27 protein-coding genes are annotated in these 25,444 nt (G+C 56.3%); 16 read left to right on the plus strand and 11 right to left on the minus strand.

Features of this window, described 5'->3' with window-relative positions; translation table 11 throughout:
- From AK59_RS0108205 to fliE, 7 genes are all read right to left on the minus strand, one after another.
- Nucleotides 1-1,039, minus strand: a 1,039-nt coding sequence (locus AK59_RS0108205) for an FHIPEP family type III secretion protein (RefSeq protein WP_029882504.1), incomplete at its 3' end; no start/stop codon positions are given.
- The gene (gene flhB / locus AK59_RS0108210) at nucleotides 1,039-2,184 is read right to left on the minus strand and encodes a flagellar biosynthesis protein FlhB (protein ID WP_029882505.1); all 1,146 of its coding nucleotides are present in this window, start codon (nucleotides 2,182-2,184) and stop codon (nucleotides 1,039-1,041) included. The genes AK59_RS0108205 and flhB, both read right to left, overlap by 1 nt.
- 18 nt (nucleotides 2,185-2,202) lie before the next feature.
- On the minus strand, nucleotides 2,203-2,841 hold the full coding sequence (gene cheZ / locus AK59_RS0108215) for a protein phosphatase CheZ (protein ID WP_029882506.1): 639 nt from the start codon (nucleotides 2,839-2,841) through the stop codon (nucleotides 2,203-2,205).
- Between the two features lie 5 nt (nucleotides 2,842-2,846).
- Nucleotides 2,847-3,233, minus strand: coding sequence for a chemotaxis response regulator CheY (gene cheY, locus AK59_RS0108220; RefSeq protein WP_013097813.1), 387 nt, complete (start codon nucleotides 3,231-3,233; stop codon nucleotides 2,847-2,849).
- Nucleotides 3,223-4,299, minus strand: coding sequence for a protein-glutamate methylesterase/protein-glutamine glutaminase (locus tag AK59_RS0108225; RefSeq protein ID WP_029882507.1), 1,077 nt, complete (start codon nucleotides 4,297-4,299; stop codon nucleotides 3,223-3,225). Before AK59_RS0108225 ends, cheY begins: the two co-directional genes overlap by 11 nt.
- Nucleotides 4,296-5,150 carry a CheR family methyltransferase gene (locus tag AK59_RS0108230; RefSeq protein WP_029882508.1) on the minus strand — a complete coding sequence of 285 codons (855 nt, stop codon included), beginning with the start codon at nucleotides 5,148-5,150 and terminating at the stop codon, nucleotides 4,296-4,298. The genes AK59_RS0108225 and AK59_RS0108230 overlap by 4 nt, the downstream gene beginning before the upstream one ends.
- Nucleotides 5,151-5,166: 16 nt before the next feature.
- Nucleotides 5,167-5,490 carry a flagellar hook-basal body complex protein FliE gene (gene fliE / locus AK59_RS0108235; RefSeq protein WP_029882509.1) on the minus strand — a complete coding sequence of 108 codons (324 nt, stop codon included), beginning with the start codon at nucleotides 5,488-5,490 and terminating at the stop codon, nucleotides 5,167-5,169.
- Nucleotides 5,491-5,755: 265 nt separating this feature from the next.
- On the opposite strand from fliE, the gene fliF reads away from it, so the two are divergent.
- From fliF to fliR, 13 genes are all read left to right on the plus strand, one after another.
- Nucleotides 5,756-7,435 carry a flagellar basal-body MS-ring/collar protein FliF gene (fliF, locus tag AK59_RS0108240; RefSeq protein ID WP_029882510.1) on the plus strand — a complete coding sequence of 560 codons (1,680 nt, stop codon included), beginning with the start codon at nucleotides 5,756-5,758 and terminating at the stop codon, nucleotides 7,433-7,435.
- A complete protein-coding gene (fliG, locus tag AK59_RS0108245) occupies nucleotides 7,435-8,421 on the plus strand; it encodes a flagellar motor switch protein FliG (RefSeq protein WP_013097807.1) in 987 nt (328 codons plus the stop codon). The genes fliF and fliG overlap by 1 nt, the downstream gene beginning before the upstream one ends.
- Nucleotides 8,408-9,112 carry a flagellar assembly protein FliH gene (locus AK59_RS0108250; protein WP_029882511.1) on the plus strand — a complete coding sequence of 235 codons (705 nt, stop codon included), beginning with the start codon at nucleotides 8,408-8,410 and terminating at the stop codon, nucleotides 9,110-9,112. Before fliG ends, AK59_RS0108250 begins: the two co-directional genes overlap by 14 nt.
- Nucleotides 9,109-10,473: a flagellar protein export ATPase FliI gene (fliI, locus tag AK59_RS0108255; protein WP_029882512.1), complete on the plus strand. Its 1,365-nt coding sequence runs from the start codon at nucleotides 9,109-9,111 to the stop codon at nucleotides 10,471-10,473. Before AK59_RS0108250 ends, fliI begins: the two co-directional genes overlap by 4 nt.
- Before the next feature lie 12 nt (nucleotides 10,474-10,485).
- On the plus strand, nucleotides 10,486-10,935 hold the full coding sequence (gene fliJ / locus AK59_RS0108260; RefSeq protein ID WP_013097804.1) for a flagellar export protein FliJ: 450 nt from the start codon (nucleotides 10,486-10,488) through the stop codon (nucleotides 10,933-10,935).
- On the plus strand, nucleotides 10,932-11,993 hold the full coding sequence (locus tag AK59_RS0108265; protein WP_029882514.1) for a flagellar hook-length control protein FliK: 1,062 nt from the start codon (nucleotides 10,932-10,934) through the stop codon (nucleotides 11,991-11,993). The genes fliJ and AK59_RS0108265 overlap by 4 nt, the downstream gene beginning before the upstream one ends.
- A 128-nt stretch (nucleotides 11,994-12,121) precedes the next feature.
- The gene (locus AK59_RS0108270) at nucleotides 12,122-12,628 is read left to right on the plus strand and encodes a flagellar basal body-associated FliL family protein (RefSeq protein WP_029882515.1); all 507 of its coding nucleotides are present in this window, start codon (nucleotides 12,122-12,124) and stop codon (nucleotides 12,626-12,628) included.
- A gap of 5 nt (nucleotides 12,629-12,633) precedes the next feature.
- Nucleotides 12,634-13,626: a flagellar motor switch protein FliM gene (fliM, locus tag AK59_RS0108275; RefSeq protein WP_029882516.1), complete on the plus strand. Its 993-nt coding sequence runs from the start codon at nucleotides 12,634-12,636 to the stop codon at nucleotides 13,624-13,626.
- Between the two features lie 7 nt (nucleotides 13,627-13,633).
- Entirely contained in the window at nucleotides 13,634-14,017 is a 384-nt protein-coding gene (gene fliN / locus AK59_RS0108280; protein ID WP_013097800.1) for a flagellar motor switch protein FliN, read from the plus strand.
- Nucleotides 14,017-14,385, plus strand: coding sequence for a flagellar biosynthetic protein FliO (gene fliO, locus AK59_RS0108285; RefSeq protein ID WP_029882517.1), 369 nt, complete (start codon nucleotides 14,017-14,019; stop codon nucleotides 14,383-14,385). Before fliN ends, fliO begins: the two co-directional genes overlap by 1 nt.
- Nucleotides 14,386-14,414: 29 nt before the next feature.
- Nucleotides 14,415-15,113, plus strand: coding sequence for a flagellar type III secretion system pore protein FliP (gene fliP / locus AK59_RS0108290; RefSeq protein WP_050491980.1), 699 nt, complete (start codon nucleotides 14,415-14,417; stop codon nucleotides 15,111-15,113).
- A gap of 9 nt (nucleotides 15,114-15,122) precedes the next feature.
- On the plus strand, nucleotides 15,123-15,392 hold the full coding sequence (gene fliQ / locus AK59_RS0108295; protein ID WP_013097797.1) for a flagellar biosynthesis protein FliQ: 270 nt from the start codon (nucleotides 15,123-15,125) through the stop codon (nucleotides 15,390-15,392).
- Complete coding sequence (gene fliR / locus AK59_RS0108300) at nucleotides 15,392-16,171, plus strand: flagellar biosynthetic protein FliR (RefSeq protein WP_029882519.1); 780 nt, start codon at nucleotides 15,392-15,394, stop codon at nucleotides 16,169-16,171. Before fliQ ends, fliR begins: the two co-directional genes overlap by 1 nt.
- Nucleotides 16,172-16,174: 3 nt before the next feature.
- Here the strand turns inward: fliR and AK59_RS0108305 are convergent, their stop codons facing one another.
- Both AK59_RS0108305 and AK59_RS0108310 read right to left on the minus strand, forming a co-directional pair.
- Nucleotides 16,175-16,699 (minus strand): hypothetical protein, encoded by a 525-nt coding sequence (locus AK59_RS0108305; RefSeq protein ID WP_029882520.1) that lies wholly within the window; start codon nucleotides 16,697-16,699, stop codon nucleotides 16,175-16,177.
- Nucleotides 16,665-17,477 carry a winged helix-turn-helix domain-containing protein gene (locus tag AK59_RS0108310; protein WP_029882521.1) on the minus strand — a complete coding sequence of 271 codons (813 nt, stop codon included), beginning with the start codon at nucleotides 17,475-17,477 and terminating at the stop codon, nucleotides 16,665-16,667. The genes AK59_RS0108305 and AK59_RS0108310 overlap by 35 nt, the downstream gene beginning before the upstream one ends.
- Nucleotides 17,478-17,953: 476 nt before the next feature.
- Between AK59_RS0108310 and AK59_RS0108315 the strand changes: the two genes are divergently transcribed.
- Entirely contained in the window at nucleotides 17,954-18,424 is a 471-nt protein-coding gene (locus AK59_RS0108315) for a DoxX family protein (RefSeq protein WP_231501489.1), read from the plus strand.
- 112 nt (nucleotides 18,425-18,536) lie between these two features.
- A complete protein-coding gene (locus AK59_RS0108320) occupies nucleotides 18,537-19,700 on the plus strand; it encodes a methyl-accepting chemotaxis protein (protein ID WP_029882523.1) in 1,164 nt (387 codons plus the stop codon).
- Between the two features lie 720 nt (nucleotides 19,701-20,420).
- Here AK59_RS0108320 and AK59_RS0108325 read toward each other — a convergent pair.
- Together AK59_RS0108325 and AK59_RS0108330 are read right to left on the minus strand one after the other, a co-directional pair.
- Nucleotides 20,421-21,938: a flagellin N-terminal helical domain-containing protein gene (locus AK59_RS0108325; protein WP_029882524.1), complete on the minus strand. Its 1,518-nt coding sequence runs from the start codon at nucleotides 21,936-21,938 to the stop codon at nucleotides 20,421-20,423.
- A gap of 208 nt (nucleotides 21,939-22,146) precedes the next feature.
- Nucleotides 22,147-23,625, minus strand: coding sequence for a flagellin N-terminal helical domain-containing protein (locus AK59_RS0108330; protein ID WP_029882525.1), 1,479 nt, complete (start codon nucleotides 23,623-23,625; stop codon nucleotides 22,147-22,149).
- Nucleotides 23,626-23,925: 300 nt separating this feature from the next.
- On the opposite strand from AK59_RS0108330, the gene fliD reads away from it, so the two are divergent.
- Entirely contained in the window at nucleotides 23,926-25,437 is a 1,512-nt protein-coding gene (gene fliD / locus AK59_RS0108335) for a flagellar filament capping protein FliD (protein ID WP_029882526.1), read from the plus strand.
- Nucleotides 25,438-25,444 lie beyond the last annotated feature (7 nt).

Consider the following 25,444-nt stretch of genomic DNA (forward strand, 5'->3'; position numbering starts at 1 on the left):
CCGCCGCATCGGCATCCGCCTGTACGCCGCCGGTTTTTTTCGCTTCACCTTCGCGGCCGCGCAGCCACCAGGCGACACCCAGCAGCGTGGCGGTAAACAGCAGGAAGACGAAGTTAGGCATGCCGGGGATCAGGCCCAGCAGGCCAATCACGCCTGCCGCCAGTACAATCACGCGCGGAGAGGTAAACAGCTGGCCCACCATCTGCTCGCCCACATCCTGATCGTTGGCAACGCGGGTCACCACCACGCCAGCCGCGGTGGAGATCACCAGACCCGGGATCTGTGCCACCAGACCATCACCGATGGTCAGCAGGGTATAAGTCTCACCGGCTACGCCCACGGACATGTCGTGCTGCATCACGCCGATCACCAGGCCACCAATAATGTTGATCGCCATAATCAGCAGCCCGGCGATGGCATCGCCACGCACAAACTTACTTGCACCGTCCATCGAACCGTAGAAGTCCGCCTCCTGCGTCACCTCTTTACGGCGGCGTTTGGCTTCCTCTTCGCCGATCAGTCCGGCATTAAGATCGGCGTCAATCGCCATCTGCTTGCCCGGCATCCCGTCGAGAGAAAAGCGCGCGCCCACTTCTGCAATACGTCCGGCACCCTTGGTGATCACCATAAAGTTGATGATGATCAGAATGATGAACACGATGATACCAATGGCGAAATTACCGCCCACCAGGAAGTGGCCGAAGGCCTCCACCACCTGACCCGCGGCTTCCGAACCGGTATGGCCGTTCATCAGGATCACGCGCGTTGAGGCGACGTTAAGCGCCAGACGCAGCAGGGTGGAGAACAGCAGCACCGTCGGGAACGCCGAGAACTCCAGCGTGTTCTGGGTAAACATCGCGACCAGCAGGATCATGATCGACAGCACGATGTTGAAGGTAAACAGCAGGTCCAGCACAAAGGTCGGCAGCGGCAGGATCATCATCGCGAGGATGGTCATGATCAGTACCGGCCCGGCCAGCACCTGCCACTGGGTTTCCTTCATGTTGGGTAATCGTAATTTGGTGGCGATATTGGCCATCACTCTCTACTCTCTTGTGCAAAATCCATCCCCGCCGGAACGGGAAGATCTTTAGGTGTCAGCGGACGTAAGCCATAGCCCTTACGCCAGCGCTTAAGGCCATAAACCCAGGCCAGCACTTCCGCCACCGCGCTGTACAGCTCGGCGGGAACCGGTGTGCCGGGGTCACAGTGGCGATACAGGGCGCGCGCCAGCGGCGGCGCCTCAAGCATGGGGACCCGGTTCTCTTCGGCCAGTTCGCGGATGCGCAGGGCGATGAGCCCGCTACCGCTGGCAACCACCATCGGCGCGCCCATGGCGCCTTCCTGGTATTTCAGGGCGACCGAATAGTGTGTCGGGTTATTCACCACCACGTCAGCGGTGGGGACATCGCTCATCATTCGCTGCTGCGCCATCTGACGCTGCAGCTGGCGAACCTTACTTTTAATCAGCGGGTCGCCTTCCTGATTTTTGAATTCGTCTTTGATTTCTTTCAGGCTCATGCGCAGCTTTTTGAAGTTGCTCCAGAGCTGGTACACCACGTCGAACACCACCATCGGGATCAGCGATAAAATAATGACCAGCATGCAGCCCATCAGCAGGGCACTGATATCGCCCAGCGCCATGCGCAGCGGTTCATACATCAGGCTGATAAACTTCCCTTTGTTGAACCACAAAAACAGCCCGCCGCCGATGCCCGCAAGCGTTACCTTCAGAATGCTTTTCACCATCTCGGACACCATCTGCCCGGAAAACAGGCGTTTGATGCCGCTGATCGGATTGAGCTTTTTGACGTTAAATTTGAGAGCCTTGGCGCTCATATTCAGGCCGCCAATCAGCGACGGCGTGGCGACGGCGGTCAGAAACAGGCCACCGACGAACGGCAGCAGCGCCAGAAACGCCATCCCAAGAAGCGATCCGGCGTGATGCAGCATCTGCTGCGGATCGCTGACTAACAGCCGGTCAAACGTTAAGCCGTTATGCAGCAGATGCTGCAGCTGTTTTGCCAGCCAGCCGCCCGCCACCAGCAGTAACCCCCAGCCTGCCAGCAGCATCAGGACGCTCGTCAGCTCGCGCGATCGGGGAACCTGTCCCTCTTCGCGCGCTTTTTGCTTTCGGTGGGGGGTGGGGTCTTCTGTTTTTTCGCTGTCGTTTTGTTCTGACATGACGTTTGCCCGGCGGGATTAGAAGCCGAGTGACTCCAGCAGGTCGTCCACCTGCTCCTGAGAGGCCACAATGCCTTCGGCGCGGGCATCGATCTGCGGACCGTTCTTCAGATGCGCGTCACCGGTGGCGGCGCTGGCGTCGCGCTCGCTCATGTTTTCCACCAGCACGCTGATAAGCTCTTTCTCAACGGTCTCAATCACATGCATCAGGCTTTGCAGCACCTGTCCGGTGAGATCCTGGAAGTCCTGCGCCATCATGATTTCGGTCAGCTGGCGGTTGGTCTGCTGGGTCTTCTCCGGCACGTCGTGCAGGAAGGCGCGGGTGGCTTTGACCAGCTCGCGGGCATCCTCCAGCGGCTGCGGGTTTTCAAACCAGGCATCCCAGCGCGCGCTCAGCGCAGTGGCGTTATCGCTCAGCCCTTCCTGCAGAGGGCGCGCCACTTCCACGCTGGTCAGCGCGCGATCGGCGGCCTGCGAGGTCTTGCCGACCACGTAGTTCAGGCGGTCGCGGGTGTTCGGAAAAGCGTCGGCGACTTCCATAATCGCCTGTTCCAGACCGAGGTTGGCCATGCTGTCGCGCAGCAGACGGGTCAGTTGTCCGATGCGAACAAAAATCTCTGTGGCGTTATCCGCCTGCATATTTAACGGGGAGTTCATAAGCGTTACCCGAGTTTTTCAAAGATTTTGCCAAGCTTTTCTTCCAGCGTGGCGGCGGTAAACGGCTTAACGATGTAACCATTGGCCCCCGCCTGCGCGGCAGCGATGATGTTCTCTTTCTTTGCCTCAGCGGTCACCATTAGCACCGGCAGCTTTGCCATGGTGGCATCGCTGCGAATGGTTTTCAGCAGCTCCAGACCGTCGATGTTTGGCATGTTCCAGTCGCTGACGACGAAATCAAAACCTCCGGCACGCAGCTTGTTTAGCGCGTCCTGACCGTCTTCGGCCTCGTCAATGTGCTTGTAGCCCAGATCCTGCAGCAGGTTACGTACGATGCGTCGCATGGTGGCGAAGTCGTCCACCACCAGAAAACGCAAATTTTTATCCGACATGGGGGGTATCTCCTGAATGTGAGTCGGTTTTGGATGAATTATGTTTATGGAAACTGTCCAGTAGGCACTGGCTGATATCGTCGAGGTCGACGACCTTCTTCGCCGCGCCCAGCGCAATCGCCTCGCGCGGCATGCCGAACACCACGCAGGTGGCTTCGCTCTGCGCGAGGGTAAACGCCCCGGTCTGGCGCAGATGCAGCAGGCCGCGCGCGCCGTCCGCGCCCATGCCGGTCAGCAGGGCGGCGCTGGCATGCTTGCTGGCCTGACGTGCCACGGAGTCAAACAGCACATCCACTGACGGACGATGACGATTCACCGGTGGGGCATCGCTGAGCCGGACCCGGTAGCCGTTGTCCTGACAGATAACCTCCATATGACGATCGCCCGGGGCAATCAGGGCGGTACCTGGCCGCACCGGTTCGCCATCCTGCGCTTCACGCACGGCAATCTGGCACAGCGAGTCAAGCCGTTGGGCGAAGGAGTAGGTGAAACCGGCGGGCATGTGCTGGGCAATCACAATCCCCGGCGTGCTGACCGGCAGCGGTATCAGCACCCGACGCAATGCCTCCGTGCCGCCGGTAGAGGAGCCGATAGCGATGAGGCTCTGCTGGCGCACGGGGATCCCGGCGAGCACCGGTCTGGCGTCGGGGGTATGTTGCGCCAGCTTCGCGCGGGCGGCGACGCGGATCTTCTCCACCACCAGCTGGCTCCAGCTGTCGATATTCTCTGCGCCGCGATGCTCGGGCTTGGGCAGAAAATCGACCGCACCGTGCTCCAGCGCAGTCATGGTGGCTTTCGAGCCGCGGGTGGTCAGGGAGGAGATCATCACGACGGGCATCGGGCGCAGGCGCATCAGGCGGGAGAGAAACTCCAGCCCGTCCATGCGAGGCATGTCGATATCCAGTGTCAGCACGTCCGGGTTGAGCTGTTTAATCAGCTCGCGCGCGATAAACGCGTCCGGCGCCGTGCCGACCATTTCCATATCTGGCTGCTGATTGACGACCGCGCTGAGCATGTTACGCATCAGGGCAGAATCATCGACCGCCAGCACACGAATCGACTTCACCGTGTGGCCTCCGTCAGTTCATATACCGACTGCCCACGCAGGCGCAGCGGAATATGTGCATGGTTAAAATGTTCCGAATGGCCGACAAACAGCAGGCCGCCCGGCTTGAGCAGACGCGCAAAGCGCTGCAACAGACGCTGTTGCGTCGGCGCATCGAAATAAATCATCACGTTGCGGCAGAAAATGGCGTCGAACGGCCCGGGAACGGACCACTTTTCATCGAGTAAATTCAGCTGCTGGTAGTGAATGGCGGACAGCAACTCCTGCCGGGCTTTCACCCATTCGCTGTTGTCACCCGCCCCGCGCAGAAAATAGTGACGCTTTTGCGCCAGCGTCAGCGCGTCCAGATCGCTCAGGCGGTAGATGCCCGCTTCCGCTTTTGCCAGCACCTCGGTGTCGATATCCGACGCCCAGATCCGCGGTCCGGCCACTGACGCGCCCAGCTGTTCATTCAGCGTCATGGCGATAGAGCAGGGCTCTTCCCCCGTGGACGCCGCGGTACACCAGACGCGGTAGCCGTTAGCGCGCTGACGCGCATGTTCCGCGAGGATCGGGAAGTGATACGCCTCGCGGAAAAAAGAGGTCAGGTTGGTGGTCAGCGCGTTGATAAAGTTCTGCCATTCCGGATGCTCCGAGTGTGACTCAAGCAGGGCGATATAGTCGCTGAACGTGGCAAGCCCCAGTGTGCGCACGCGACGGGAAAGACGATTAAAAATCATCTCTCGCTTTTGCGCGTTAACGACAATTCCGGCGCGCTTATAGATTAATTTCCCGACACGCTGCAATTCGCTGTCAGTCAGAGAAAGCGTATTCAGGGATAAGCGTGCAGAAGTGCTGATAATTTCACTCATAGAATTGGGGCAGACCTTAAACCGGTGTATTCATTATTTCCTGATACGCACTAATCATCTTATTTCGTGCCTGCATGCCAAAGCTGAATGAAATAGACGATTTCTGCATCGCCAGCATCACGTCATTCAGGGCAATATCGCTACTGCCAGACATCCACTGCTGTGTTTTGCTCTTCGCTTCAACCTGGGTTTTATTTATTTCGTTAATGCTGTTAAATAAAACGTCAGAAAAGGAGGGGGCGTCGCCGCGAGAGGTCTGCAGCCGGTGTGACGGGCCGCTGACCTGCTGCGCCTGGCTCTGAATTTGATCGAGTACGCCACGCATTAATGTCGCTGACATTCTTTTTATTCCTGGTAATTAAGATAAAAACGGCGGTTTGTTGCATATCTTTTAAACGTCGACAGCTTAGCACGTGATTAAAAACCTCAGAAAATCCAATAAGCCGACAGAACTTTGAGCTTATTTATCCTTAAAAAAAACGCCTTTCAGACGATAATGCCCGCCTGAAAAATTCTTATATTTTTGAAATCGTCGACATCACTCTCGCGAATTTCGTGAGCTGACGCGCATCGTTGATGCGTGCTATTTCATACAGGAATACGGCATGAGTGCCACACTAAATGAGTTAACCAACAATCCGGCAGAGCGAATTAAATCGATGCTGTCCTCACTTCGCGGCAGCCCGAAGCTTTTGCTGGTGATTTGCGGCGCTGCGGCGCTTTCCGTCATCATCGCGTTAATGTTCTGGGCAAAGGAGCCGGATTACCGGGTGCTGTTCAGTAATATCAGTGATGAAGAAGGCGGCGCCATCGTGGCGCAGCTGTCGCAGCTCAATGTCCCTTACCGCATCGACACGCCAGGGGGCGTGATCATGGTGCCGGCCTCCGAGGTGCATGAGGTGCGCATGAAGCTGGCCCAGCAGGGGCTGCCGAAGGGCGGCGGCGTGGGCTTTGAACTGCTCGATCAGGAGAAGTTTGGCGTCAGCCAGTTCACCGAGCAGGTAAACTATCAGCGCGCCCTGGAAGGCGAGCTGGCGCGCACCATTGAAAATCTCGGGCCGATCCAGAGCGCGCGCGTGCATCTGGCCACGCCAAAACCGTCGATGTTTGTCCGCGAACAGAAAAAACCGACCGCATCCGTCACCGTTAACCTGTTGCAGGGTCGTACCCTTGACGACAGCCAGGTGGTGGCGATCACCCATCTTATTTCCAGCGCGGTGACTGGCCTTGCAGCCGAGAGCGTGACTATTGTCGATCAGCGCGGCAACCTGCTGACCCAGAGCGGCCTGCGCGGTTTGCAGACGGCGCACCTGAAATACACCAGTGAAATTGAAACCGACTATCAGCAGCGCATTCAGCGCATTCTGGCCCCGCTGGTGGGGGATGAAAACATCCGCGCCCAGGTCACCGCGCAGATTGATTTCACCGAGCAGGAGCAGACGCAGGAGCAGTATCAGCCGAACAGCGATCCTGAAAAAATGGCGATCCGCAGCCGTCAGGCAAGCCTCTCCGAGCAGGGGAATCGCCGTGGCGCGGGTGGCGTGCCGGGGGCGTTGAGCAATACGCCACCGGCACCGGCCACCGCACCGCTGACCCAGCCGCTCAATACCCCGGCGGATGACAAAAAAGAGAAAACCACCGGTAACAGCGCGAACCGTGAGCCTGCACAGCCGTACAACAACCGCAGTGACGAAACCACCAACTTTGAGGTCGATCGCACTTTAATCCACACAAAATCCAATGCCGGACGCATCCAGCGCCTGTCGGTCGCGGTGGTTATCAACCACCTGCCGCAGGGGGAAGAGGGCAAACCGGGACCAATTAGCGAGGCCGAACTGACCCGCATTAACGCGCTGGTTAAAGAGGCGATAGGCTTTAACGCCAGCCGTGGCGACAGCGTCAATATCCTCAATTCCGCCTTTAACGGGGTAGTGGAAGAGCCAGTTCCGCCATTCTGGGAGCAGGATCGTTTCTACGCGCTGTTAATGGCTATCGCCCGCTATCTGGTTATCGCCATTATCGCCTGGGTCATGTGGCGCAAGCTGGTACAGCCTGCCTGGATCCGTCACCAGGAGACCACCCTGCGCCGTCTGGAGATGGAAAAAGAGGCGCGGGAGGAAGAGATTGCCGCGAAAAAACGTGCAGCGGAGAAAATCAACCGCGACCGTGCCCAGCAGCGCGTGGATACGGAACTCAATGGTCAACAGCTGCGTGAGCTGGCAGAGCAGGAGCCGCGCGTTATCGCCCTGGTGATCCGCCAGTGGATGAGTAAGGAGCCGAAATAATGAATGCCTCAGAAAAAAGCGCCATCGTCATGCTGACGCTGGGAGATGTCCTGGCGGCGGAGGTGTTCAAGCACCTCAACGCCCACGAGGTGAAGCAGATCAGTGCCTCAATGGTCAACATGGCGGGCTTTACTCACGACCAGATGGCCATGGTGCTGGAGGAGTTTAAGAAAGACTCCAGCGAATATGCGGCGCTGAGCCTCAACACCAACGACTATCTGCGCAGTGTGCTGGTCAAAGCGCTGGGCGAAGAGCGTGCCTCCTCGCTGCTGGAGGATCTGCTGGATACTCATCAGGGCACCAACGGCATTGAAACGCTCAACTTTATGGATCCGCAGGCGGTGTTCGACCTTATCCGCGAAGAGCACCCGCAGATCATCGCCACCATTCTGGTCCACCTCAAACGTAACCAGGCGGCGGACGTGCTGGGCAAATTCGACGAGCGCGAACGTAACGACATCATGCTACGTATCGCCACCTTTGGCGGCGTACAGCCTGCCGCGCTGCAGGAGCTGACGGAAGTGCTCAACAACCTGCTGCACGGTCAGAACCTCAAGCGCAGCAAGATGGGCGGTGTCCGTCCGGCGGCGGAGATCCTTAACCTGATGAAATCTCACCAGGAAGAGGCGGCCATTGAGGCGGTACGTGAGTTCGACGGCGAGCTGGCGCAAAAAATTATCGACGAGATGTTCCTGTTCGAAAACCTGGTGGAGGTGGAAGACCGCAGCATCCAGCGCCTGCTGCAGGAGATCGAGAGCGAAACGCTGATCATCGCCCTGAAAGGGGCCGACGAGCCGCTGCGCATGAAGTTCTTCCGCAATATGTCGCGCCGTCAGGCCGAGCTGATGACCGACGATCTGGCCTCCCGTGGCCCGGTGCGTCTGTCTCAGGTGGAAGCCGAACAGAAGACCATTCTCAACGTGGTGCGCCGTCTGGCCGAGGCTGGCGAGATCCTGATTGGAGGCAGCGACGATGCCTACGTTTGATGAACATAACGCCACCGGGTGGCGCGCCTGGCAGCCTGAAAATCTGCTGGGTGAACCGCAGGAAACCCCGCTGCCTACGCTGGACAATACCCAGTCTGAGGCACAGCTGAAAGCCGAGCTGGCACGCCTGCGCAAGCAGGCGGAGCAGCAGGGGTATGCCCAGGGGCAGCAGCAGGGCCAGGAAGAGGGGCGCAAACAGGGCTATGAGGCCGGGCTGAAAGAGGGCCGCGACGCCGGGTATGCCCAGGGCGTGGAGCAGGGACGCGTGGAGCAGCAGGCGCTGCTGCGCGAGGCAGAAACCTGGGTCAGCAACTTTAAGCTGGCGCTGGAAAACCTCGAAGGGCTGATCCCCGCGCGTCTGGTGCAGCTGTCGCTGACGGCGGTGCAGCAACTCTACGGTACGTCTCGTGTGGCGGATAACCATGCTCTGGTCACGCAGATCCGCAGCCTGATGCAGCAGGACGCGCTGCTGCACGGCACCATTCAACTCTATGTCAGCCCGGAGGCGTTTGCTTCGGTGCAGGCGGCGCTGGGTGAAACGCTTGCTGCAATGGGCTGGGAGCTGCACCGCGACGCCAGCCTGGCCGCCGGGGGATGTCGGGTGGTCTCACCGGATGTTGAGGTGGACGCCAGTATGGAAACCCGCTGGCAGGCGCTGTGTCAGCTGGCGCGCGAGGAGCTCTCGCAATGAGCCAGCAGCTAAAAAAGTGGCTCTCCGCCCTTGACCGGGTGGAGGAAAAACTCACCCAGGTACCCGATTTTCGCCAGTACGGCAAACTGACGCGCGCCACCGGGCTGGTAATGGAGGCCGTGGGGCTCAAGCTGCCTATTGGTGCGCTGTGCATCGTTGAGCGTCAGACGGAGCAGGGCATTATCCCGGTTGAGAGCGAAGTGGTGGGCTTTAACGGCCAGACGCTGTTTCTGATGCCGCTGGAGCATGTCGACGGCATTCTGCCCGGGGCGCGCATTTATGCCCTGCAAAGCGACAGCCACGCCGGTAAACAACTGCCCGTAGGCCCGCATCTGCTGGGCCGCGTGCTGGATGCGCAGGGTCGACCGCTGGATGGCCGCCCCGCGCCGGGGAAACCGGCGGCGGGGCTGTTTACGCCAACGCTCAATCCCCTGAACCGCGATCCGATCAAAAACGTGCTCGACGTTGGCGTACGCGCCATCAATGGCCTGCTGACGGTGGGGCGTGGTCAGCGTATGGGCCTGTTCGCCGGTTCCGGCGTCGGCAAAAGCGTGCTGCTCGGCATGATGGCCCGCTTTACCACTGCGGACGTCATCGTGGTGGGGCTGATTGGCGAGCGTGGCCGCGAGGTAAAAGATTTTATCGAGAATATCCTTGGCGAGCAGGGGCTGGCGCGGGCGGTGGTGGTGGCCGCCCCGGCTGACGTTTCGCCGATTTTGCGTATGCAGGGTGCCGTTTACGCCACGCGCATTGCGGAAGATTTCCGCGAGCGCGGTCTTAATGTGCTGCTGATCATGGACTCCCTGACCCGCTACGCCATGGCGCAGCGTGAAGTGGCTCTGGCGATTGGTGAACCGCCCGCGACCAAAGGCTATCCGCCGTCTGTCTTTGCCCGTCTGCCTGCGCTGGTCGAACGGACCGGTAACGGCGTGAAAGGGGGCGGCTCAATCACCGCGTTTTATACGGTGCTGACGGAGGGGGATGACCAGCAGGATCCGATTGCCGACTCCGCTCGCGCAATCCTCGACGGCCACATCGTGCTGTCGCGTCGTCTTGCCGAGGCGGGGCACTATCCGGCGATTGATATTGAAGCCTCGATCAGCCGTGCCATGACCGAGCTTATCCCCCATGTCCAGTACCGCAAGGTGCAACGCTTTAAACAGTTGCTATCCGCGTATCAGCGCAACCGCGACCTGGTGAGCGTGGGGGCGTACGTCAAAGGGAGCGATGCGATGCTGGATCAGGCTATCGACAAATATCCCTCGCTGGAGGCGTTCCTCCACCAGGCGATCCACGAGCGCAGCGGCTATGACGACGCCATTCGCGCCCTGTCCGGGCTTTTCCCGGATATTAAAGACTAAGCCGGAGGTGTGATGAAAGCACATAACCCCATGGTTCTGCTGCGCGACAAGGCGCAGGAGACGCTAACGCAGACCACACGCGCGCTGGGCGGTGCTCAGCAGCAGCTCCAGCAGGCGATGACTCAGCACGAACAGCTGCAGCACTATGAGCAGGAGTACCAGCAGTCCCTGCGTCAGGGGATGATGGGCGGCGGTATGTCGGTGGCGGATCTGGTGAATCACCAGTCGTTTATTTTGTCGCTGAAGCAGGTGGTAAAGCAGCAGGCAGGCCACGTGAACGCCTGCGAAAAGGCGGTAGACGAGGTGAAAAAGAACTGGGTGCAAAACAAGCAGCGCCTGAACGCGTTTGAAACGCTGATTGAACGCCGGGCGACGGCGCAGGCGTTAGTTCAGAGCCGACATGAACAAAAGCTGATGGATGAATTTGCTCAGCGTGCCGGACAAAAGAGAGAAAGGCTATGAACATTGATATTGCCGCCCTGTTACTGGGTGGGGGAGCGCAGGGCAAACCGAAGGGCGGTTTACTGGCGGACGACGGCTTCAGCCTGGCGCTGGATGACAAGCTGGCTGAACTGGTGCAGCTTTTCCCGGGGCTCGACCCGCAGACGCTGGCAGCCATGCCGGAAGCCGCGCTGGCGGGGTTGCCCACAGATTTACTGCCGCAACAGCTTGCCGACGACACACCGGTAACGGATGCCGACGGTATGCTGCTCGCCGCGCCGCCGGGGCTGGCAGAAGCTCTTAAAGGGGGTTCGCTCACCGACGGTGAGGGTGAAGAGAGCCCGCAGTGGCAGCTGCAACAGCTGGTGACCCGCAGCGTCACGGGGACAGAAACGGTCAACCCTGCGAAGGGCGTAGCGAACGGGAAGGCTCCTGAGCCTGAGGGCAAAACCGTTTCTCCGCTCATGACCGCCGCCGATAAAACCCCGGCGGCCAATGCCACGCCGCTGACGGCCCAGCCTGCACCGGTCACCAGTGAGATGGTGGTCACGCCAGAGATGCCTGCGGCAACACCGGCCAGCGCCGTGGCGCTGCCTGCCGCCGTACGCACCAGCGTCGCGCACGCCCCACAGCAGGTAGTCACCGTCAACCATCCGCCAGAAACGCCGGAGTGGAAGCAGTCGGTCAGCCAGCATATCGCCATCTTTAGCCGTAACGGGCTGCACAGCGCGGAGATCCGCCTGCACCCGGAAGAGCTGGGATCGCTGCAGATTTCCCTGCGCGTGCAGCAGGATCAGGCGCAGATCCATATCGTCAGCGAGCATGCCCACATTCGTCACGCCATGGAGCAGGCCATGCCGCAGCTGCGTGCCGCGATGGCGGAGTCGGGTATTCAGCTTGGCCAGGCCAACGTGAGCGCGGAAGGACAGCAGTTTGCCGCCGGTGAGCAGGGCCAAAATGCATCGGGTGACGAGCACGGTGCCCAGGAAGGGGAAGAGCAATCGGTTGAAGAGGAGATCGTGCCGACTCTATTAACCACCACTCCCGGAAATATATACGGAATAAATACCTTTGCCTGAAGTGGCGAATTAGCTTCAGGAATGAAATTTTATCACCTGATTATCAGGGTGATGATATGGACTACAATGTCCGCCATATTGACCCGAGGGCAATACGCTGCCCTCTCTTATTTTCAGGTGTACGTTCAATGAGTAATAAAAATAAAAAGGTCGCCAGCGGCGGAGGCTCTCGCTCGCTTCTGATGACGTTCATGTTTTTGACTGCCGTTGCGGCGTGCGGTGTTTCCGGCTACCTGTTCTGGGAAATGAAATTTGCGAAACCGGCAGCAGAGGTTGCACAAGGGGAAGCGGAAACAGCACCGACACCCGCGCAGGTAGAGCCGCTGTACGCCTCAATGAATACCTTTACCGTGAGCCTGAAGCCCACGGCGAACGAATCGGATCGGGTATTGTACCTGGGCTTGTCCATTCGCGTGGCAGAACAAAAATCGCTGGCGGTGCTGGAAAAATATTTGCCGGAATATCGCAGCCGCTTATTTATGTTGTTAACCCACCAGACATATGAAGATTTAGCCACCGATGAAGGTAAACGCCGTCTGATGACCAATATTAAGAGTGAGCTGGATAAACCGCTGGCTTTTGACCAGTCCATTCGCGTCACCGACGTCCTTATTAATGAATTTATTCTGCGGTAATTATTATGGCTGACAGCTTTTTATCTCAGGATGAGATCGACCGTTTGCTAAACGCCGATGCGGAAAGCAACAGTGAACATCATAAAAACGGCCCCGATGCAGGGATTAAACCTTACGATCCGCACACCCAGCGCCGGGTTATTCGCGAGCGTCTGCATTCGCTGGAAATTATTAACGAGCGTTTTGCCCGTCAGTTCCGTATGGGGTTGTTTAACCTGCTGCGCCGTAGCCCGGATATTACGGCGGGGAACATTAAGATCCAGCCGTATCACGAGTTTGCCCGCAACCTGCCGGTGCCGACAAACCTGAACCTGCTGCACCTTAACCCGCTGCGCGGCACCTCGCTGATGGCGTTCTCGCCGGGGCTGGTATTTATGGCCGTGGATAACCTGTTTGGCGGCGACGGTCGTTTCCCGACCAAGGCCGACGGGCGCGAGTTTACGCCAACCGAGCAGCGCGTGATCCACCGCATGCTGTCGATGGCGCGCGAGGCCTACGAATTTGCCTGGAGCTCAATCTATAAAATCAAAACGGAGTATATCCGTTCCGAAATCCAGGTGAAGTTCACCAATATCACCTCATCGCCGAATGACGTGGTGGTCACTACGCCGTTTTCGGTGGAGATCGGCTCGCATCGCGGGGAGTTCAATATCTGTATTCCCTTCAGCACCATCGAGCCGCTGCGCGAGCTGCTGAGTAACCCGCCGATGGACAACTCCCGGCACGAGGACTCCCACTGGCGCGGCCTGCTGGCCAGCCAGATGCGGGAAACGGAGCTGGAGCTTACGGCGCGTTTCGCGGATATCGGCACCCGGCTCTCCCGCGTGATGCAGATGAAAAAAGGCGACATTATCGCGCTGGATAAGCAGGAGTTTATCGAAGCCAGCGTCGGCGGTGTGCCGGTCTTCACGGCCCGCTACGGCGCCGTGAACAATCAATATGCCCTGAAGGTCGAGCAGATGATTCAGCCTTCATTACTTTCATTAAACAAGGAGTAATTTCCCCATGAGCGATATGAACACCTCATCGGGTACTGACGATCAGTCCATCGATAATCTTTGGGGTGAGGCCATGACCGAACAGCACGCGGCGGGAATTACCGACACCATGGCTGCACCGCAATTTTCTGACGAGATGAACCTGATCCTGGATATCCCGGTAAAAATGACCGTGGAGCTGGGACGCACCAAAATGACCATCAAGGAGCTGCTGCGTTTAAGCCAGGGTTCGGTGGTCTCGCTGGATGGTCTGGCGGGGGAACCGCTGGATATTCTGATCAACGGTTACCTGATTGCGCAGGGTGAAGTGGTGGTGGTCTCCGATAAATTTGGCATCCGCATTACGGACATTATTACCCCGTCCGAGCGCATGCACCGTCTGAGCCGCTAATGAACACCACTGATTCCCTTCCGGCCACTGGCTCGATGCTGATGACGGTTACCGGCGCGCTGGCGTTGATTATCCTGCTGATGGTGGTGATGGCCTGGGCTGCCCGCCGTAGCGGACTGGCGCGTCGGCTTAACGACGCCCAGGGCAACATGACCCTGGTGGCGACCCAGTCGCTGGGGCCGCGTGAGCGCCTGGTGCTGGTTGACGTGGGTGAACAGCGTCTGGTGCTGGGCGTCACCGCCTCGCAGATTACCTGCCTCGCCACGCAGGCGCGCCCGGAAAACGCCCCACAGGCCTCCGCGCCCGCGACGTTCCCGCTGATGCTGGAAAAGCTGCGCCAGAAATACCGTCCGGGAGGTGAGCAGTGACGCGTCGTCTGTTGCTGGCGCTCGGCCTGATGTTCCCCGCCGCCGGTGCGCTGGCGGCCAACGGTGACATCACCCTCGGCCAGCCTTCCGGGGAAGGGGGCTGGACGCTGCCGGTACAAACCCTGCTGCTGCTGAGCGGCTTTACCTTCATCCCCGCCGTACTGCTGATGATGACCGGGTTTACCCGCATCATCATTGTGCTGGGGTTAATGCGTAACGCGCTGGGCACGCCTACCGCGCCGCCAAATCAGGTGCTGGTGGGGCTGTCGCTGTTTTTGACCTTTTTCGTTATGTCGCCGGTGTTCAGCCAGATCTACGAAAAAGCCTGGCAACCGCTGCAGGAAAACAAAATCACCATGGAGGTGGCCCTGACGGAAGGGGTGAAACCGCTGCGCGCGTTTATGCTCGACCAGACCCGTGAAAGCGATCTGGCGATGTTTGCCCGTATCGCCAAAACCCCGGATATCGCCTCGCCGGAAGAGGTGCCGCTCAGCATTCTGGTGCCGGCATTTATCACCAGCGAGCTGAAAACCGCCTTCCAGATTGGCTTCACCATCTTTATTCCGTTTCTGATTATCGATCTGGTGGTCGCCAGTATCCTGATGGCGCTGGGGATGATGATGGTCCCGCCGACCACCATTGCGCTGCCGTTCAAGCTGATGCTGTTTGTGCTGGTCGACGGCTGGCAGCTGCTGGTGGGATCGCTGGCGCAGAGCTTTTACAGTTAGGAGAGACCCATGACCCCGGAAAGCGTAATGGTGATTGGCATGCAGGCGATCAAGGTGGGACTGATGGTATCAGCCCCGCTGCTGGTGGCCGCGCTGGTCACCGGTCTTATCATCAGCATTTTGCAGGCCGCCACCCAGGTCAACGAAATGACCATGACCTTCATCCCGAAAATCCTGATGATTGTCGGCGTCGCGGTGGCGCTTGGCCCGTGGATGATGAAAATCTTTATTGAATACACCCGCGCGGTGTTCGCCAGCATCCCGTTCGTGATCGGCTGATGGCCTTCGGACTTCCTCTCGACCAGCTCTACGGGCTGGTCAGCCACTATTTTTTCATTATGGTGCGCATTGCCGCGCTGCTGCACGTTGCCCCGGTGTTTGGTGAGAAGGCGGTCAGTGCCCGGCTGCGTGCCGGTCTGGCGCTGTTGATCGCCATTTTGATTGGCGGCACGCTGCCCGATGCGCAGGTGGGCCTTTACGCCTGGGAAGGGGTCTGGGTGCTGGCAAAACAGGTGATTATCGGTGCGGCGATGGGGCTGACGCTGCAATTGCTGTTTGCCGCCGTGCGCATGGCCGGGGAGATCATCGGTATGCAGATGGGGCTGTCGTTCGCCACCTTCTTTGACCCGGGTGCCGGGAACAGCCCGGTGATCTCACGCTTTCTCAACCTGCTGGTGACGCTGCTGTTTCTCGCTTTTAACGGTCATCTCTGGTTGCTGGCGCTGCTGGCGGACACCTTCCAGACGCTGCCGATAGACGCCACGCCGCTGCACGCGGGCGGGTTTATGTACCTGGTCACCCATGCGGGGATGATCTTCAGCCAGGGGCTGATGCTGGGGCTGCCCGTCATTGCGCTGCTGCTGTGCATCAACTTTATCCTCGGGTTGTTAAACCGCCTGACGCCGCAGCTCTCTATCTTTGTGATTGGCTTCCCGCTGACGCTCACCTTCGGCATGCTGGCGCTGTTCCTGATTGCCGAAACGCTGGCCCCATTCTTTGAGCGCCTGATGGCTACCGGATTTGATACCCTTGCCGGGCTGATTCAGGCGCTGGTATAACCCTTAGTTTATGCAGGCGATGCGGGCGACGGTTTCCGTACCGGAGGCGAGCACTTTGTTATCCAGCAGGTAGGCGGTGCTGGTGGCGACTTCACCCGGTTTAATCTGCGGGAAAATATAATCCGTCACGTCTTGATCCGGGGCCTGGCCGCCAAGTTTGCGGTGTTGGCTGGTGACGGTCAGATGGATCCGTTTGCCCGACAGTTCAACATCGTAACGCACTTCACGGTTCACCGCTTTGGGCAGTCCGTCGCGCTTGCCGTCTTTGAAGTGGCTGATAGTGCCGATATAGGTGGTATGGCCGCTAAACAGACCGTCACGGTAGGAGCGGTAGATACCGCGTGCCAGCGTCGCGTTGTTGTCGTCTTCAATCACGTAGTAGGAGGTGGGGGCGATACACTGCGATGCGTACGGCGAGGTCTGAAATCCGTACAGCGCCATACCGCCCAGCCCGACGACCATCCCGCCCAGAAACAGCAGCGCGAGCGGGGATTTAATAAAGGCGGAAATAGAACGATTCGCAGTCATTCCCTGAATCCTTAAAGGGTTGTTGGCAGGCAATAAGGCCCTGGAACTGGCTCATTTTTTCAGAGCCGGTGGTGACGTACAGCACGGCGGCCGGTTTTTCGTTGGGGCGGCGGTCCAGCACGTGACGGGAATAGGTTTGCAGCGTGGATTCAATCAGCGCTTGCTGCGACTGTTTATCCTCCTGAACCATCACCATTGAGCCCGGCGGCACGCCAGGGCCATTCCAGCGCACAAAGTGAACCGGCTGCGGGCTAAAGTCGACAATGCCGCGCAGGAGGAGCGCAATCACCAGCCCAACGAGCACGCCGCTAAGCGTGACGCAGAGCTTTTGTTTAAACGTGTTGCCCCCACGGGCAGGCGCGTGGGTGACCACCGGCTGTGCTTCAGCTGTGTCTGCCTGTACCGGTTCATCCTGCAGGGGCAGGGGTTCCGCTTGTGGCAGTTCGCTGCTGGCCTCCCGCACCAGCAGGCGGTAGCCGCTGCGCGTCACGGCGATGAGCGTGATCGCTTCCTGCAGGTTCAGTTGAGTAAACGCGCGGCGCAGTTTGGTGATCATCACCCGCACGCTGTTGTCCGTGACTTCTACCCCGGCGCTACGCCAGCCGATCTCCATCAGCTGTTCCTGGGAAAGTACCTCGCCCTGCGCCTCGGCCAGCGCGGCGAGACACAGGCACGCGCTTTGAGGAAGGGTAACGGTCTGTTGCGTATCCGTCCGGGTAAGCATGCGGGTCTGCAAATCCAGCGTGACGGACGTTCCAATCGCGATATGGTTTAGCATAGTTATTTGATTCTTCTGGTGTATTAGGTATCGCTTCTGGTTACTGTAATTAATAGTAATGAATGCCCCTTATTGCTAGCCGAAGGCCAGAGCGACATGCTTTTTATGTCTTACGTCATATTTTTGCAACCACTACGTAATAACAGCCTTAATGCTTTTAAGGTTATTAAATAGGGGGGTGTTAACCTCATTAAAAGTAATGCTTTAGGTGGTTTTACTTTAATTTTATTAAAACCAGATACTTGCGGAATTGATGTCGCGGATGGGGCATCTGTCGCAGTGATAATGAGACGCTGTTATTATTTGGAATTAACAATTTTTAATCTGTATATAATTATTAATTGTGTCGGGAAGGGAACGGGAGCGGTTGCTAATGAGGTCTGCGAATTTATACTGCGCAAAGACAGATTATTGAATTTATTACACAGTATGAATTTTCTTTACAAGGATGGATGATGTTCTCTCTGAAAAATTTTATGCAAACGTCCGAGCTGCCAGCGATGTTTCCCGTATTTATTTGCCGTCTGGTGGTGGGGGTATTTTTCTTTACCGCCGGGTTTAATAAATTATTTGTGACGGAAAACCAGCTGCTGATGGTCGATACGATGCACGATGCGGGGATCCCGTTTCCGGCCGTGATGGCGATTGTTGTTGCTTTCCTGGAATGCAGTATGGGCCTGCTGTTGACGCTGGGGCTATTCAGCCGTTTTAGCGCGCTGGTACTGATAATTATTAGTACCGTAGCGCTGGCCACCATTGGCATCTATACCATTCCACGCGGGCTTAATCTGATTGCATGGCTGAGCTGGCTTTTTTATCTGCCTGAAACGCTGTATATCGTGCTCTGCCTGTTCCCGTTGACCTGGGGCGGCACGCTTTGCAGTCTTGACGGCTGGCTGGTCAAACGCTGGGATAACGTGCGCAAAATTGTTTTTGTGGAGGGGTAACACAAGTGTGCGGTTATCAACGGTTTGAAGAGCATATTTACTGACGCCTGCATAATAAAATAGCCCTGTAGAGGTAGCGTTGTGCTGCCGTTAAAAGAACAGGGCTGTTGTCATGGTTTTTATCGTTATTTTAGTTGTTATTTTTATTATTCTGGTGATTCTGGTGCAGGCTGGGGTTATGCCCTGGTTTATTCGTACCGAGGGACAGCGTCTGCGCACGCAGGTTGATGCCCTGGCCACCCAGTTACGTGAGCAACTCGACAGGGTTGAAGCGCAGCAGCGTTCAATGACCGAAAGTGTGGTCACCCTGAAAAGCTTTGCGCTGGACAAAGGAGCCCCAGGCGATACCGATATCGCCGAAGAGACGGGTACCAGCCGTCAGTTCTTCAATTCACTGGTCAAAGAGATCGGCGAGCGTCTTGGCGGCCGCGCCTGGATGGTGGATGACACCGGGCGCATCATCGGTGATGCCGCCGGTGCGCCGACGGTGCAATCTCTTAACGATGCCAGCCTGCCGATGGCGGTTCCGCTGCGTGGGCTGCTGGCCCAGCCGGGCGAAGGATTACGGCATACCCGTTTTCGCAGCGCCAGCGGCGAACATACGCTGGTGGTGACGCCCATTGCAGAGACACCATGGCTGCTGGCCATTGATGTTCCCACCCGTAGGCTGGGCGAACGCCCGGGCATACTTCTGCATAAACCGTGGCCGCTGGCGGCTTTGCTGCTGGTCTCCACGTTGACTCTCCTGCGCAGCGTTAACCTGCACCTTTCCCGCCTTAACGAAGAACTTCCGTCACAGCTGAAAACCGAGCAGGGGGCGCACCTGCCGCCGCTGATGCAGGAGATTGGCGAACAGGTGAGGGTGATTGCGCAGGCAGCCAGCACCATTGCTGAGGAGAACGAGCGTCTGCTGCGGGTACCTGATGCGAACGGTAATCTCCTGGCCATGCTGAGTGAAAGCACCACGGGCGTGGTTCAGGCGATGAATGCCCTGCACGATGCCGCGCTGCAGATTGCCGACAGTAGCGGTACGCTGGTGCAACTGGCCAGCCGTGCTTACAGCTATTCGCTGCATAACGAAGAGGGTGTTTTTGCCGTCGAGTCGCGCAATCTGGCCAGCCGCTGTGCGCGTTCGTCGAAAGAACTCCGGGCGCTGGTTGACGATGCGATGATGCAGGCGCAAAGCGGGGCACCGTCGGTGACGCAGAATAACAGCGTGCTGATTGAAGAGGTTTATACGGTGGCGAATACCCTGCTTCAGCGCACAGGCAGCTAGCCGGGTGGCGCTGCGCTTACCCAGCCTACTCTCGGAGATTTTGTAGGCCGGGTAAGGCGTAGCCGACACCCGGCACAAATCTGGAAGCCGCCTCGCAATCCCATAAGTAACTCTCTGTAATACGTGATTTATCCTGTTATTCGTTTCTATCCCAACTAAAGTGCCCGCGTTGCGGCAATATCCGCAGCCGGGCGTGAGAACCTGAAAATACAAGGCGGTACCGAAGCGACCTGCTGGTTTGCTCTTTGTTATTCATTTCTCATCTCTCCGGAGGCTTTCATATGACGATTCTGTCCGCACTTTCTTCTTTCTCTCGCAACGATTTCTCCAGCAACTCATTGCCCATGACGCTACACCGTCGTGCATGCAGGACAGATGGTAAGAAACGCTTACGCCGGTTCACTATGCGCAAGCGCTGGCACAGGCAATACTAGGAAATACCCTGCCGCAGGAGATGAACATCGCGTTGACGGGATGACTGCACGATAGGGTGTACCTGCTGGCGGATTATGTGAAGGAGCCTTACCTCCCGTCTTAAAACCCTTGCCGGGTGGCGGCTGCGCCTGACCCGACCTACGTTTGCGTTGATCCTTGTAGGCCCGTGCAAGCGCAGCGCCGCCGGGCAATGCGCACAGAGCACAAAAACAAAAAAGCCCTCCACCAGGGAGGGCAAACCGCGCGTGAGGCACGCGCGTAATAATAGTGAGGTGGTAACGCAGATTAACGCAGCAGGGACAGCACGTTCTGCGGAACCTGGTTGGCCTGGGCGAGAACGGACACACCGGCAGACTGCAGGATGTTCGCGCGGCTCATGGCCGAAACTTCAACGGAGAAGTCCGCATCCAGCACGCGGGAGCGCGCTTCAGAGGTGTTGATGACCGTGGTGTTCAGGTTAGCGATGATCGAGCCGAAGCGGTTCTGAATCGCACCCAGGTCAGCAGTGAAGTTGGTTACCTGGGTCATGGCATCGTCTAGCTTCTTCAGCAGGCCGTCGGCCACGTCTGGATAATCTGGGGCTGTAGTGGTCGACCAGCTTTGCAGGATCTTGTTTTGATCAATCGCGCTGATTGCCGTGGTGTCTTCAACGACTTTATTGCTGTCTGCATTATCAAGGGAGAACTTCTTGATGTTGCCATCCTTATCTACAGCGTAATGATCATTACCGTCAGAGAAGATTTCCATCTGCAGGCCTGCTGCAGTTGCATCTGCGCCAAACAGGGCAGCGATTTCGTTCATCTGATCTTCGGTGAGGTCAACATTATCGCCATTGTCGTTGGTGATGCTGGTCAGGCCATCTTTGATGGTGGCTGCGGTGACGTTTAGCGTGCTTCCACCATTATCGAAGATATCTTTTTCGAGAGTGGTGAGTTTACCTGCGGTGGTATCGAGAGTCACTGTATTCAGGATCGATTTGGTTGGTGGAGCAGTATCGTCTTTGAACGTCAGGTCTGCGACATAAATTTCATCATCATTCACATCTTTGATATAAAATTTTTGGTCGGCCCCTGTACCTTCGCTATATACTTCAATATCGTCCTGGTCATAACCTGCATTGATCTTTTGGGCAATTGTTGTCAGGTCGGCATCCTCAAACGCCCAGTCCTCGGCCAGGCCTACGTCGATGGGACCAGTAATCTCGCTTGGCGTATCGCCAATACGCGGCACTTCCACTTCACCTTTGCCCATAGAAACGGTAATTTTCGAGAACTCAAGGTCAAAGTCTTCCAGGCCCAGCGTTTTGATATCCATCTGGGTGAGGTCGATGTCGATAGTCTGACCATCTTTATCGCCGATCTGAATGGTCAGCTTTTCACGTGAACCATCAAGAACGTTAACGCCGTTGAAATTGGTGGTGTCAGAGATACGCTGGATCTCACTCAGACGCGCGGTGATCTCTTTTTTGATGGAGTCACGGTCATCTTTGGAGTTGGTATCGCTTTTCGCCTGCACGGTCAGCTCACGGATACGCTGTAAGTTCTCGGTTACTTCCTGCAGCGCGCCTTCGGTGGTCTGCGCGAGGGAGATACCGTCGTTGGCGTTACGCGCTGCCTGGGTCAGGCCACGCACGGTAGAGGTGAAGCGGTTAGAGATTGCCAGGCCTGCTGCATCGTCTTTTGCGCTGTTAATACGCAGACCAGAGGAGAGGCGCTGAATGGCGGTACCCAGAGAAGACTGGGATTTATTCAGGTTGTTCTGAGCCATCAAACTCAGGGCGTTGGTGTTAATGACCTGGGCCATATCAATATCCTTTTAATTGTTAAAGCTGTCTGGCATTTGCCAATAAAAATACGCGTGAATGTGTGCGCATATTTTTTTCATCGGAGATAAACGGAATCACTGAAATATTTTGTGGGTAACCTTTTGCGTATTACCTCAATGACAAGATAGGGATATAAAAAAGCCCCCCGCAAGGGAGGGCAACATAATGATATAAAGGCAATACAGATTAACGTAGCAGGGACAGGACGTTCTGCGGAACCTGGTTTGCCTGGGCGAGAACGGACACACCGGCAGACTGCAGGATGTTCGCGCGGCTCATGGCTGATACTTCCACGGAGAAGTCCGCGTCCAGCACGCGGGAGCGCGCTTCAGAGGTGTTGATGACCGTGGTGTTCAGGTTAGCGATGATAGAGCCAAAGCGGTTCTGGATCGCACCCAGATCGGCGGTGAAGTTGGTCACCTGTGTCATCGCTTTATCCAGTTTATCCAGCAGCTGGCTAGAATCTTTCAGGATGGCGTGCTTTTCCTGCTCTGTTGCGGCTACCGCTGTAGCGGTACCACCCGCTGTCGCAGGATCCCAGGTAAAGCTTGTGATGGTACCGTCTTTATCCATCGCAAACAGCTTAGTATTTCCGCCATCATCTTTGGCACTGAATATTTGCATTCCAGACGTTGCTGCGTCTTTGCCTGCAAAAAGGTCCTGTGAAATTTTGTCAAGAGCAGCCTGATCCAGCTCTACGTCGCCGCCAACAGCCGGAATTGTGCTACCAACGCCTGCAGATTCAATATCGGTTAGCGTTTTAACGCCATTTTTCAGGATATCTTTATCGAGCTCGGTGATTGCATCTTTTTTGGTAATTGCACCATCCAGTTCTGCTGCCGTACCGGCGGCATTGGCCTTAAATGAAACATCTAACTCAACAGATTTATCTTTATTGTTATTATCGATAGCAAAGAAACGCAGATTACCTTTGCCGTCATCCACCGTTCTGACTTCCAGATCGGCTACAGCAATACCAGCAGCGGTAGCAAATTTAGCCTTTTCTGTTGCATCTAAAGTATATTGCACTGCTGTTCCGAGGCCGACATCAAAGGCGGCTGGCGTGGTGGAACGATCGGTACCCGCAACTGTAAACTCAGAATCCTTCGGCGAACCATCGATAATCTTTTCGAAGTCTTTACCAAAAGCTTCCAGACCCAGGGAAGAGAGGTCCATCTTCGGCAGGTTGATATCAATAGTTTGGCCATCTTTATCGCCAATCTGAATGGTCAGCGATTCACGGGAGCCGTCCAGAACGTTGACGCCGTTAAAGTTAGTTGTTTTGGAGATACGGCCAATCTCTTCCAGACGGGCAGTGATCTCTTTTTTGATGGACGCACGGTCATCTGCGGAGTTGGTGTCGCTTTTAGCCTGAACGGTCAGCTCACGGATACGCTGTAAGTTCTCGGTTACTTCCTGCAGTGCGCCTTCGGTGGTCTGCGCCAGGGAGATGCCGTCGTTGGCGTTACGCGCTGCCTGGGTCAGGCCACGCACGGTAGAGGTGAAGCGGTTAGAGATTGCCAGACCTGCCGCATCGTCTTTTGCGCTGTTAATACGCAGACCAGAGGAGAGGCGCTGAATTGCGGTACCCAGAGAAGACTGGGATTTATTCAGGTTGTTCTGAGCCATCAAACTCAGGGCGTTGGTATTAATGACCTGGGCCATATTGATATCCTTTTAAATTGATAACTAACGTATGAGATATGCGTTCGTTGCCTCGCATAACTCATTCATCGGAGGAATTAAAAATTGGCTAAATTATTTTTCTGTCTTTTTTGTTATTAAAGGAAATAGCATCAGTTTTGTGGTCTTTTCTTCGAATCGTAAAATCAATCTATTAATAAGCGCAAAGGTATGTGTTTTTTACCTGATGAGATTGTTCGCGATTATGCAAAAAATTAAACTGATCGATGAAATTACCGATGACAATGAATATCGGATAATCATTTATTACGGAGTAGATTTATGGCTGTTAATTTCATGGGTGTTGGGTCCGGCTTACCTTTTGATGAATGGCTGTCGAAAGAGCGTGAAGGCCAGATGCAGAAACTGAACCCCTATCTGCAAAAGCAGAGCAGCTATCAGGGGAAGATTTCTGCCTGGGGCAGTATTAGCAATTCGCTGGATACCCTAAAAAAGAATATGGAAAAACTGGAGGAAGAAGGTTTTAACGGTGTCAGCGTTGGTGATAATAAGTCCTTCAAGGCAACGGCAGGTAAAGGGGCGATCCCCAACAGCTATTCTGTCATTGTTGAACGACTGGCAAGGGCGCATCAGCTTTCCTCTTCGGTACAGGATAGCCAAAGTAAACAGCTTGGCGATACCTCGGTGAGTCAGCGTACGCTGAAAATTACGACCGGTGGAAAGACAATGGAGGTCGTACTGAAAGATGATGAAACCTCTCTTGCTCAGATAGCCAAAAAAGTGAACGACAAAAACGGCGATGTCACAGCGCAGGTGATGCCCGCCGAAGGCGATAAATTCAAACTGGTGTTCACCTCGAAAAAAACAGGTGAAGACGGAGAGATGCAGATTGAGGTTGTAGGTGATGACACGCTTAACGATGTGCTGAAATCTGCCGGGGCAGAATCTAATCAGCCAGGCGAACCCGGCTATGATCCTACTAAACCTGCGCAGGTGACGCCTGCAGATAACGCTCTCATTCGTATCAATGGTGAAAAGGTTGAACGCAGCGCAAATACCATCACCGATGCCATTACCGGGATCACGCTTGAACTCCGTGAAGTCTCTGAAAAAGACAGTAAAGATGAGTTCAAACCAGAAACTCTCGCGATCACCGCCGACACGTCGAAAGTGAAGAGTCTGATTGAAGAATTTGTTAAAAATTATAATGCCTATCTCAACACGGCAGCGTCTGTAACCAAATATAAAGCCCCTGATAATAACACCAACTCGGATTCACTGCCGATTCAGGATCCCAATAATGGCGCACTGTTCAGTGACGGTACGCTACGTCGTTTGAGCAGCCAGCTCAAATCAACCGTATCCGGCAACTACGGTGAGGCCAGCGAAGTTATCCAGTCACTGGGGATGTTGGGTATTGCTGTAAAGTTTGAAGAGGTGAAGCCGGGGGAGGAGCGCAGCGGCACCCTCGGGGTTTTAAGCATCGATAATAAAAAGCTGGATGAAGCCCTGAAAAATAACCCCGAAGAGGTGGAGGCGCTGTTTCTTGGCAAGGGAGAGGCGCAGGGGCTTAAGGGACGTTTAGAGGATGTGTTTAAAACCTACCTCGGCGACAGCGATTCTATTCCGCGTGATGAAGGGGCGATTAACGTCAACCTCAAGTCGCTGCGTGAGCAGGATACCCGTGTCGGTAAACAGATTGCTGCGGTTGAAAAACGTATCGAAGAGGCCATGCTGCGCAGAGAAAAAGAGTATATGCGTCTGGATAAAGCCATGAGTGATATGAATAGCATGAATTCCCGATTACAGAGTTCTCTGGCGGGCTTGATTTAACTTTCAA

The sequence above is a fragment of the Enterobacter sp. T1-1 genome (assembly GCF_000710795.1).
Classification (GTDB): Bacteria; Pseudomonadota; Gammaproteobacteria; order Enterobacterales; family Enterobacteriaceae; genus Enterobacter; species Enterobacter cloacae.